This window comes from Pseudoxanthomonas sp. LjRoot204_2 (assembly GCF_056175765.1).
Genome location: NZ_JBGFFG010000091.1, coordinates 1 through 9,785, shown reverse-complemented (window position 1 = coordinate 9,785; position 9,785 = coordinate 1). Strand labels below are relative to the sequence as shown.

10 protein-coding genes are annotated in these 9,785 nt (G+C 69.0%); all 10 read left to right on the top strand.

What is annotated here, in order from left to right; all coding sequences use genetic code 11:
• On the top strand, nucleotides 1-837 hold an 837-nt coding region (locus AC04L7_RS06305), incomplete at its 5' end, for an NAD-dependent epimerase/dehydratase family protein (protein ID WP_475512704.1).
• An 85-nt stretch (nucleotides 838-922) separates the two neighbouring features.
• Nucleotides 923-1,546, top strand: a complete 624-nt coding sequence (locus tag AC04L7_RS06300; RefSeq protein WP_296282592.1) for an XrtA/PEP-CTERM system exopolysaccharide export protein — start codon at nucleotides 923-925, stop codon at nucleotides 1,544-1,546.
• Nucleotides 1,543-3,102: an XrtA system polysaccharide chain length determinant gene (locus AC04L7_RS06295; protein ID WP_296282591.1), complete on the top strand. Its 1,560-nt coding sequence runs from the start codon at nucleotides 1,543-1,545 to the stop codon at nucleotides 3,100-3,102. The genes AC04L7_RS06300 and AC04L7_RS06295 overlap by 4 nt, the downstream gene beginning before the upstream one ends.
• Nucleotides 3,099-3,845, top strand: a complete 747-nt coding sequence (locus tag AC04L7_RS06290) for a P-loop NTPase family protein (protein ID WP_296282590.1) — start codon at nucleotides 3,099-3,101, stop codon at nucleotides 3,843-3,845. Before AC04L7_RS06295 ends, AC04L7_RS06290 begins: the two co-directional genes overlap by 4 nt.
• Before the next feature lie 23 nt (nucleotides 3,846-3,868).
• Nucleotides 3,869-5,221 (top strand): outer membrane beta-barrel protein, encoded by a 1,353-nt coding sequence (locus tag AC04L7_RS06285; protein ID WP_435999373.1) that lies wholly within the window; start codon nucleotides 3,869-3,871, stop codon nucleotides 5,219-5,221.
• A 9-nt stretch (nucleotides 5,222-5,230) separates the two neighbouring features.
• Entirely contained in the window at nucleotides 5,231-6,040 is an 810-nt protein-coding gene (locus tag AC04L7_RS06280; protein ID WP_435999375.1) for a polysaccharide deacetylase family protein, read from the top strand.
• Nucleotides 6,037-7,185, top strand: coding sequence for a glycosyltransferase family 2 protein (locus AC04L7_RS06275; RefSeq protein WP_435999377.1), 1,149 nt, complete (start codon nucleotides 6,037-6,039; stop codon nucleotides 7,183-7,185). The genes AC04L7_RS06280 and AC04L7_RS06275 overlap by 4 nt, the downstream gene beginning before the upstream one ends.
• Nucleotides 7,182-8,414, top strand: coding sequence for a glycosyltransferase (locus tag AC04L7_RS06270; RefSeq protein ID WP_435999379.1), 1,233 nt, complete (start codon nucleotides 7,182-7,184; stop codon nucleotides 8,412-8,414). The genes AC04L7_RS06275 and AC04L7_RS06270 overlap by 4 nt, the downstream gene beginning before the upstream one ends.
• On the top strand, nucleotides 8,404-9,576 hold the full coding sequence (locus AC04L7_RS06265) for a glycosyltransferase family 4 protein (RefSeq protein WP_296282585.1): 1,173 nt from the start codon (nucleotides 8,404-8,406) through the stop codon (nucleotides 9,574-9,576). The genes AC04L7_RS06270 and AC04L7_RS06265 overlap by 11 nt, the downstream gene beginning before the upstream one ends.
• On the top strand, nucleotides 9,573-9,785 hold a 213-nt coding region (locus AC04L7_RS06260), incomplete at its 3' end, for a hypothetical protein (protein ID WP_475512703.1). The genes AC04L7_RS06265 and AC04L7_RS06260, both read left to right, overlap by 4 nt.

Below are 9,785 nucleotides of genomic sequence, written 5' to 3'. Positions count from 1 at the left end.
GTGCGGGCCTCGCTCGAAGACCGCGCGGCGATGGAGGCCGCGTTCGACGACTTCAAGCCGCAGCGCGTGGTGAACCTGGCCGCCCAGGCCGGCGTGCGCTATTCGCTGGAGAACCCGCACGCCTACATCGACAGCAACATCGTCGGCTTCACCAACATCCTGGAAGCCTGCCGCCATCGCGGCGTCGAACACCTGGTGTACGCCTCGTCCAGTTCGGTCTACGGCGCCAACCGCAAGCTGCCGTTCGCGGTGGAGGACAGCGTGGACCATCCGGTCAGCCTGTATGCCGCCACCAAGAAGGCCAACGAGCTGATGGCGCATACGTACAGCCACCTGTTCGGGCTGCCGACCACCGGCCTGCGCTTCTTTACGGTCTACGGACCGTGGGGCCGCCCGGACATGGCGCTGTTCCTGTTCACCAAGAGCATCCTCGAAGGCCGGCCCATCGACGTGTTCAACCATGGCCGCCACACGCGCGACTTCACCTTCGTCGACGACATCGTCGAAGGCGTCATCCGCACGCTCGACACGGTGCCCAGCCCGGACCCGACCTACGACCCGCTGCTCCCCAACCCCGGCTCGTCCAGCGCGCCCTGGCGTGTGTACAACATCGGCAACCACCAGCCGGTGGAGCTGCTGCGCTACATCGAAGTGCTGGAGGAATGCCTGGGCCGCAAGGCCGAGAAGCGCCTGCTGCCGATGCAGCCCGGCGACGTGCCCGACACCTGCGCCGATGTCGAAGCGCTGCGTCGCGACACCGGTTACCACCCGTCCACGCCCATCGAGACGGGCGTGCGCCGTTTCGTCGACTGGTACCGCGAGTTCTATCGGGTCTGACCGCCCTTTCGCCCGCGTCCGGTGGCCGGGCGCGGGCACTCCCTGCGTTGTATGGGGCAATCCGCACCAACACAGGGGATGTTCCATGAACCGCACCTTCGCCGGCCTTCTGGCCGTCGTCCTGGCGCTTCTTCTCGCCGGCTGCGCCTCCGGCAACGCCGGCAGCAAGTCCGCACCGCCGCAACAGGCCAGCACCGCCGTCGAGAACTACCAGATCGGCGTGGACGACATCGTGCAGGTGTCGGTCTGGCGCAACCCGGAACTCGGCATCACCGTGCCGGTCCGCCCGGACGGGATGATCTCGGTCCCGCTGGTGGGCGACGTGTCGGCCGCCGGCCACAGCCCCGCCGAGGTCGCCAAGGACATCCAGGAAAAGCTCGGCGCCTACGTGCGCGACCCGCAGGTCGCCGTGATCCTGACCGAACTGCGCAGCCACGAGTACCTGTCGCGCGTGCGCGTCACCGGTGCGGTGCGCCAGCCCGTCTCGATCCCCTATCGCCCGGGCATGACGGTGCTGGACGCCGTGCTGGCCGCCGGCGGCGTCACCGAGTTCGCCGCGCCCGACCGTTCCAACCTGTACCGCAAGACGGCCGACGCCACGCAGAGCTACGCCGTGCGGCTGGACCGCATCCTCAACCGCGGCGACCTGAGTACCAACTTCACCGTCGCCCCGGGTGACGTGATCACCGTGCCGGAACGCGTCCTGTGAACCAGTCCGCTGCCTGGGGAGCGCCCGAAGAGGGGCGCTCCGCGTTCGATGCGGTACCGGTGCTGAGCAAGGAGTTCAAGCGTCGCGCCGTGCTGCTGGCGAGCCTGTTCGCGGGCATCGCGCTGCTCGGCCTGGTCATCGGCATGATGCTGCCCAAGAAGTACACCTCCTCCACGATCATCCTGGTGGAAGACCGCAACATCATCGCGCCGCTGATGGAAGGCCGCGCAGTCGCCACCAGTGTCGTCGACCGCGCCAGCATCCTGCGCGAAGTCGCCTTCAGCCGCCGCGTGATGGAAGAGATCCTCAAGACCGGCGGCTGGATGGAGGACAACCCCACGCCGCTGGAGCAGGACAAGCTGATCGAGAAGATCATCGACCGCACCAGCATCAGCAACCCGCGCGCCAACCTCATCGAGATCGCGTACAGCGACTCGGACGCCACGCGGGCCTACGAGATCACCCGCCGTTTCGCCGAACTGGTCATCCAGGAAAGCCTGGCCACCAAGGAACGCGAGAGCAGTGAGGCGTACGCCTTCATCGATTCGCAGGTGAACCAGTACCACGAGAAGCTGACCACCGCCGAGGCCGGCCTGGAGAACTTCCGCCAGAGCACGCCCGATGCGCGGCCGGGTACGGACGTCGACGTCAACGCCCGCATCGGCGAGCTGCGCCGCATCATCGAGGGCGCGCGGATGGAACTGATCGACCTGCGCTCGCAGGAGGCCGCGCTGCAGTCGCAGCTGTCGGGCGAGAGCGAGATCACCCTGGTGCAGACCCGCGCCGGCCAGTACCGCGCGCGCCTGGCCGAACTGCAGTCCGATCGCGACCGCCTGTTGTTGCAGTACACCGAACAGCACCCGGACGTGGTGCGCGTGCAGCACCAGATCCGCGACGTGGAAGAAGACCTGCGCCGCGAGGAAAACGCGCCGCGCACGGCGGGCACGGCACTGGAGGGCCCGGCCGCCTTCAATCCGCTGTACGGCGAATTGAGGAGCAAGCTGGCCGAAGCCCGCCGTCGAAGCGCCGCCACCGCCGCGCGCATCGGCAGCGCCGAGCAGATGCTGGCCAGCGAGATGGCGCGCAGCAACCGGATCGCCTCGTCGGAGAGCACGCTGGCCGAACTGACCCGCGACTACGAGGTCAACCGCGATCTCTACCAGGACCTGCTGAAGCGCCGCGAGAACGCCCGCGTGTCGATGAACCTCGACGCCGAGCAGCGCGGCCTGAGCTTCCGCATCCAGGAGCCCGCTCAGATGCCGCTGCGCCCGAGCGGCCTGCGTGTCATGCACGTGGCCGGTGCCGGCATCGCCCTGGCACTGTTGATTCCCCTGGGCGTGCTGTTCGCGCTGATCAAGCTGGATCCGCGCGTGCGCTCGCCGCTGCAGATCGAGCGCGAAGCCGGACTGCCGGTGCTCGGCACCATGCCGGCGTACCTGACCGGGCGCCGGCGGCGCAAGGCGTTGCGGCGCTACGCGCTGGCCGCGTCGCTGTTCCTCGCCGTGCCGCTGCTGTACGGCCTGACCTATACGCTGAAGGTAATGGAAGTCCTATGAGCAACCCGATCAGGCCGCTGGGCAACGACGCCGCGGGCGACCGCGACGAGCACGTCGCCAGCCGTTCCATCGCGCCGCGCGCACCGGTCACCGCCCTCAGCCCGCTGCAGCTGGAAGACCGCGCCACCATCTACCGCAGCGATGCGGCACGGCGCGAAGTCGACGCCTTCCGCGAGCTGCGCACCCAGCTGCTGTCCGTGGCCGAGGGCAATTTCATCACCCTCGTGACCCCCGTGAGCCCCGGCAGCGGCGGCAGTTTCGTGGCGCGCAACCTCGCCGTGGCGGTCGCGTTCGACGAGACCAAGAGTGCGCTGCTGATCGACTGCGACCTGCGCCAGCCCACGCAGGACCGCACGATGAAGCTGTCCGCCGAAGGGGGCGGCCTGGTCGACTACCTGGAAGACCAGGAACGCACCACCGAGAGCGTGCTGTACGACACCGGCGTGCCGCGCCTGCGCCTGCTGCCCGCGGGGCGCACGCGCGAGACGGGCTCGGAGTATTTCTCGTCCTTCCGCATGCGCCTGCTGCTGGATTCGCTGCGCAGCCGCTACCCCAACTGCCATCTGTTCCTGGATGCGCCGCCGGTGCGCGGCGCGCCGGATGCCCGCATCCTCTCGGAACTGGCCGATGTCGTGGTGCTGGTGGCCGGCTACGGGCGCGACACGCCCGCCGCCATCGCCCAGGCGGCCGCGAACTTCGACCCGAAGAAGTTCGCCGGCGTCGTGTTCAACGAAGGCGTCTGACCCACCTGCGCACGGAAGAAACCATGGCCACGTCCCGCCACAGCCTCCACCGTACCCTGTCCACGCGCCGGCGCATCCTGTGCGCCGCACTCGCGGCCGCCTTGCCGTTCGGTGCGCAGGCCGCGCGCCTGGATTACGACGTCAGCATGCGCTACATGCATAGCGACAACATCGTGCTGCAGGCAGCGAACGAGATCAGCGAGGACATCCTCTCGCCGCAGGTCAGGTTCGACCTGACCCACGACAGCTCGGTGCTCACCACCCGGCTGCGCGGCAACGTGCAGTACCTGGACTACATGGACGATGTCTACCAGGACGATACCCGCGGCGAGTTCACCGGCGAGCTGGAATGGACGCTGCTGCCCGAGCGCCTGACCTTCTACGCCCGCGATTCCCTCAGCGAGCAGTCGGTGGACTCGCTGGCCGCGTTCACTCCCGGCAACCAGCAGAAGATCAACGTCTTCGAAGCAGGCCCGACGCTGATGGCCCGTTTCGGCGAGACGATGCGCGGCGTGCTGGACCTCCGCTACACCAACAGCTGGGCGGAAGAGACCGAGACGTTCAACAGCGATCGCTACTCGGCCGCGGCACGCCTGCTGCGCCCCCTGAGCACCACCGACACGCTGGTATTCAATCTTGAGGCCGGGCAGACCGAGTACGACACTATCTCCGAGTTCTACAACTACAAGCGCTACGACGCCTATGTCACCTACCTGAGCGAACTGTCCAAGCTCAATCTCGACGTCAGCGCCGGTTATTCGCGGCTGAAGCCGGAAGGTGCGGATGGAACGTCCAGCGCGCTGTTCCGCGGCTATGCAGGCTGGCAGGTCGCGCCGCGCAGCCAACTGAGCGGGCGGGCCAGCTACCAGTTCGGCGACGCCTCGCAGGACCTGATCCAGCGCGTGGGTGCGCCGGGCGAACCCACCGATCCGGGCACCCCCGGTGGTCCGGGCGTCGGCCAGCCGGGCGATCCGAACCTGCAGATCATCCCGGACACCTTCAAGCAGAAACGTGCGAGCGTGGGATACGAGTTCACCGGCGAGCGCCTGACGCTGCTGGCCGAACCGTACGTCGAACAACTGCGCTACCTGCGCGACGAGAGCTTCGACGCCGACAACTCTGGCATCTCGGTCTCCGCACGTTACGGCCTGACCGCGCGCCTGAGCCTGACCGGCGTGGCGCAGCGCTACAAGCGCGAGTTCACCAATATCGACCGCGACGATACCGACACCATCCTCGGCACCGGCCTGGCGATGCGCTTCAGCCGTCATTGGGGCGCGCAGGTCGACTACCTGCACCGCAAGCGCAACAGCTCGATCAGCAGCCAGGACTATGTCGAGAACGTCGTGGCCCTGTCGGTCACGTTCTACCGCTGACGCCGCGCCATGCCGCTCCCCACCCCGCCAGCCGTGGAACCCGGCCCCGTCGTCGCGCTGATGTACCACGCGTTGCATACCGGCGCCGTGCCCGACGGGCAGGATCCGCACTACACGCTCGCGGTGGACGAGTTCGACGAACAGATGCGCGAAGTGGCGTCCGCGGGGGGTGGCAGCAGCGCCGCCGCGTTGCTGGACGGCACCTCGCAGGCGCGCGTACTGGTCACGTTCGACGACGGGCACGCCAGCAACCACGCGCTCGCGCTGCCGCTGTTGTCGCGCCACGGCATCACCGCCGACTTCTTCATCAATCCCGCCACGGTCGGCACCCCCGGCTTCCTCGACTGGCGCCAGCTGCGGGAGATGGCGGATGCGGGCATGTCGATCCAGTCGCATGGCTATGACCACGTCTACCTCACCCAGCTCGATGCGCACCGCCTTCGACACACGCTGACCGCCGCGCGCGAGGAGATCGAACAGCGCATCGGCACGCCGGTCACGCTGCTGGCACCGCCCGGCGGCCGCATGCCGAAGGACCTGCTGCCGATCGCACGGGAGTGCGGCTACACGCACGTGCTTTCGTCGGAACCCGGCGTGCTCGCCGCCGCGGATGGCGCTACGGGCCCGCTTCCCCGCATGGCGATGACGGCGGCGACGCGGCATGTGACCTTCCAGCGCTGGATCCGGCGCGACCCGGTGGCCATCGGCCACGAGCGGTTGCGCTACCGGGGCCTGGCGCTCGCCAAGCGCATGCTCGGCGACACCGGTTACGAACGCCTGCGTGCCGGTGCCCTCGGCGTGCTGGGACGGCGCGCATGACCCTGCTGTTCTGGGCATCGCTGGCCCTGGTGGCGTTCGCGTACGCAGGCTATCCGCTGCTGATGGCGTTGCTGGCCCGCGTCCGGCCGCGCCCGGTCCACGCCGCGGCCGCGCTGCCCACGATCGACGTGCTGCTGGTGGTGCACAACGGCATGCGCGAACTGCCCGCGAAACTGGACAACCTGCTGGCGCTCGACTACCCGCACGACCGCCTGCGCATCAACGTGGCGTGCGATGGCTGCACGGACGGCAGCGACCGGTTCGCGGCACAACGGGATCCGCAACGCATCCGCGTATTCGCCTTCGGCGAGCGGCGCGGCAAGTCGGCCTGCCTGGGCAACGTGGTGCCGCTGCTCGATGCGGACATCGTGCTGTTCAACGATGTGCGCCAGCGCATCGATCCCGCGGCGGCGCGCGCGCTCGCCTCGGTACTGGCGGATCCCACGGTCGGGGCGGCGAGCGGCGAACTCGTGCTGGAAGCCGGCGATGGTTACGGCAAGGGCGTGGACGCCTACTGGCGCTACGAGAAGGCGATCCGGCGGCTGGAAAGCGCCAGCGGTTCGCTGGTGGGCGCCACCGGCGCGCTGTACGCCGCACGTCGCACGCTGATCCCCGCCATCCCCGGCGGCATCGTGCTGGACGACATGTGGATCCCGCTGGGCATCGCCCGTGCGGGATACCGCACCGTGTTCGTGCCCGAGGCCCAGGCCTTCGACCGCACACCGGCCAATCCCGCCGACGAGGAACGCCGCAAGCGGCGCACGCTGGCCGGAAACTTCCAGCTGATCCACCTGCAACCTGCGCTGGCCATCCCGGGCGCTCACCCGCTCGCCTGGCGGCTGTGGGGCCACAAGTGGCTGCGCCTGCTCGCGCCCTGGCTGCTCGCGCTCGCGCTGTTGTCGAACGTCGCGCTGGCGCTGCGAGGCGGCATGCTCTATCCGCTGCTGCTCGCGTTGCAGCTGTCCGGCTACGCCATCGCCGTGCTCGGTCGCGGCTGGCCGCGACTGGCGACGCTGCTGCCGGTGCGCCTGGCCGTTGCGTTCCTCAGCCTCAATACCAGTGCCATGCTCGCCCTCGCGGACTACCTGCGCGATCCCGAGGCGCACCTCTGGCAGACCACCCGACTGGAAGACGTTCGCCGATGACCGCCCACCCTCCCCTGCAACGCGCCGTGTACGTGGTGTCGTTGTTTCCCTGCTGGTCGGAGACGTTCATCGTCCGCGAGATCACCGCGCTGATCGAGAACGGCGTCGACGTACGGATCATCTCGCTGAAGAAGCCGTCGGAGACGCTGGTGCAGGCCGATGCGCAGGCCCTGATGGACCGCGTGCGGCATCCGCGTTCGCCGCTGCATGCACTGTGGGGCGCGACCAAGGCCTTCCTGCGCAATCCCGGCGCCGTCATCGCTACCCTCGGCAGCGTCGTTGCCGACAGTTGGCGTTCGCCATCGGTGCTGGCCAAATCGCTCGCCGCCTGGCTGCGCGGGCTGGAGCACGTGGACTGGCTGCACGGTTTCAAGCCGCAGGTCCTGCACGCGCACTGGGCGACCTACCCGTCTACCGCCGCCTGGACGCTGTCGCGCGTCCTGGACGTGCCGTTCGGTTTCACCTGCCACGCGCACGACATCTTCATCGAACGGCAACTGATCGCACGCAAGATCCAGGATGCCGCCGTCGCCGTCACGATTTCGCGCTTCAACGTGGAATGGCTGAGCGAACGCGAGACCGCGCAGGCGCGTGACAGGCTGCATGTGATCCATTGCGGCGTCGACCTGCGCGCGAATCCCTGGCAGCCGGACGGCCGCCTGCCGCACCAGATCCTCACCGTCGGCCGGCTCGACCCGATCAAGGGCTTCGCCACGCTGGTGGAAGCGCTCGCCCTGCTGCAGGCGCGCGGCGTCGATTTCCAGTGCCGCCTGCTGGGGTCCGGCCCGCTGGATGCGTCGCTGCGCGCGCTCGCGCAGGCCCGCGGCGTGGCCGACAGGATCGAGTTCTGCGGTGCGCAGCCGCAGGACGTCGTGCGCCGCTGGATGGGCGAGGCGGCATTGTTCGTGCTGCCTTCCGAAGTGGCGCCCGACGGCAACCGCGACGGCATCCCGGTGGCGCTGATGGAAGCCATGGCCACCGGCTGCCCGGTCGTCAGCACGCGCGTGTCCGGTATTCCCGAGCTGGTCGAGCACGAAGCCACCGGCCTGCTGGTGGACGAAAAGCAGCCGGCCGCCCTGGCCGATGCCATGCAGCGCCTGCTGGAAGATGCCGACCTGCGACGGCAGGTCGTCGCTGGAGCCCGTGCCAAGGTCGAGCGCGAGTTCGACGCGCGCAAGGAGGCACGCCGCTTGCAGGACCTGATGGAGGGTGTCGCACATGCGTCCTAGGAAGCTGCTGGTGGTAAGCGACGAGATGGAAGTGGGCGGCAGCCAGCGCCAGATCACCTACCTGCTCGGCGGCCTGGACCGTCGACAGTGGCAGGCGGAACTCGTGTTCTTCCGCAAGGAGTCGTTCCTGGTCCGCGACCTGCGCGCGCAGGGCATCGTGGTGCACCACATTCCCAAGCGTGGCCGGCTTGACCTGCGCTTCGTGCTGGCCTACGCGGCGCTGTTGCGCCGCCAGCGCTACGACCTGGTCCACGCGTTCTCGCTGACGGCGGAACTGTGGACGATCGTGTCCGGCTGGCTCGCGCGTCCGCGGCCTCCCATGGTGGCGTCGATCCGCGGTTTGTACCTGGACGAATCCGAACGCTTCTGGCGCATCAAGCGCTTCATCCTGTCGCGCTCGGCGGCGGTGATCGCGAATGCGCGAGCCGGCGCAGTCGCCGCGGCCCAGCGGGCGGGCGTGCCGCTGGCGCGGATCGACGTGGTGCCGAACGGCATGCTGCCCCCCGAGCCCCTGCCCATCGGCCAGCGCGAGGCCCTGCGCCAGGCCATCGGCGCGCCGGCGGACCGTCCTTTCGCGTTGTTCGTCGGCCGGCTGGTGAAAGAAAAGAACCTGGCCTGCCTGATGCGCGCCCTCGCCCGCCTTCCCGCGGATGAACGCCCCTGGGTGGCGCTGGCCGGCAACGGACCGTTGCGCGGCGACATCGACGCGATGCGCGAGGCGGCCGGTCTGGACGCCGATGTACGTTTCCTAGGCGAACGCAAGGACACTGCCGCCCTGATGCAATCCGCCGATTTCCTGATCCTCCCCTCTTCGTACGAAGGCATGTCGAACGTTCTCATGGAAGCCATGGCGGCCGGCTGCCCGGTGATCGCCTCGGACGTAGGCGGCAATCCCGAGCTGGTGGAGGACGACGCGACCGGCCTGCTGTTCCCCAGCGACGACGCCGAAGCGCTCGCGCGTTGCCTGCAGTCGCTCGGCACGGACGCGGCATTGCGCCAGCGGCTGTCGCAACAGGCGGCCCAGGTGGCGCGCCAGCGCTATTCGGTGGAGCAGCTGGTGCGATCGACGACCCGCGTCTACGACCGCTGCCTGCAGGCACCGGCCACCGACGCCGGCGCCGTTCCGCTGTCGCCCATCGGCTCAGCACGGGACGACGCATGAGCTCCGCCGGTTCGCTCTGCGAAGACTTCATCCTGGCCAGCGGGCCGCAGGCCGCTGCCTGGCTGGCGACCAAGCCCGGCCTGCAGGTGCGGGACGTGGGTGGCGGAACGCTGCAGGTGGCCACGACCGCCGGGGTGCGGCATGGCCGGCACGCCGACGGCCGTCACTGGCTGGCGATCGCCGACCTGATCTCGGGCGATCTCGAGGAG

Bases quoted from the DNA above. Each gene is read 5' to 3' on its own strand.
- AC04L7_RS06300 (WP_296282592.1), top strand. From the start codon at position 923: ATGAACCGCACCTTCGCCGGCCTTCTGGCCGTCGTCCTGGCGCTTCTT.
- AC04L7_RS06290 (WP_296282590.1), top strand. From the start codon at position 3,099: ATGAGCAACCCGATCAGGCCGCTGGGCAACGACGCCGCGGGCGACCGC.
- AC04L7_RS06285 (WP_435999373.1), top strand. From the start codon at position 3,869: ATGGCCACGTCCCGCCACAGCCTCCACCGTACCCTGTCCACGCGCCGG.
- AC04L7_RS06280 (WP_435999375.1), top strand. From the start codon at position 5,231: ATGCCGCTCCCCACCCCGCCAGCCGTGGAACCCGGCCCCGTCGTCGCG.
- AC04L7_RS06275 (WP_435999377.1), top strand. From the start codon at position 6,037: ATGACCCTGCTGTTCTGGGCATCGCTGGCCCTGGTGGCGTTCGCGTAC.
- AC04L7_RS06270 (WP_435999379.1), top strand. From the start codon at position 7,182: ATGACCGCCCACCCTCCCCTGCAACGCGCCGTGTACGTGGTGTCGTTG.
- AC04L7_RS06265 (WP_296282585.1), top strand. From the start codon at position 8,404: ATGCGTCCTAGGAAGCTGCTGGTGGTAAGCGACGAGATGGAAGTGGGC.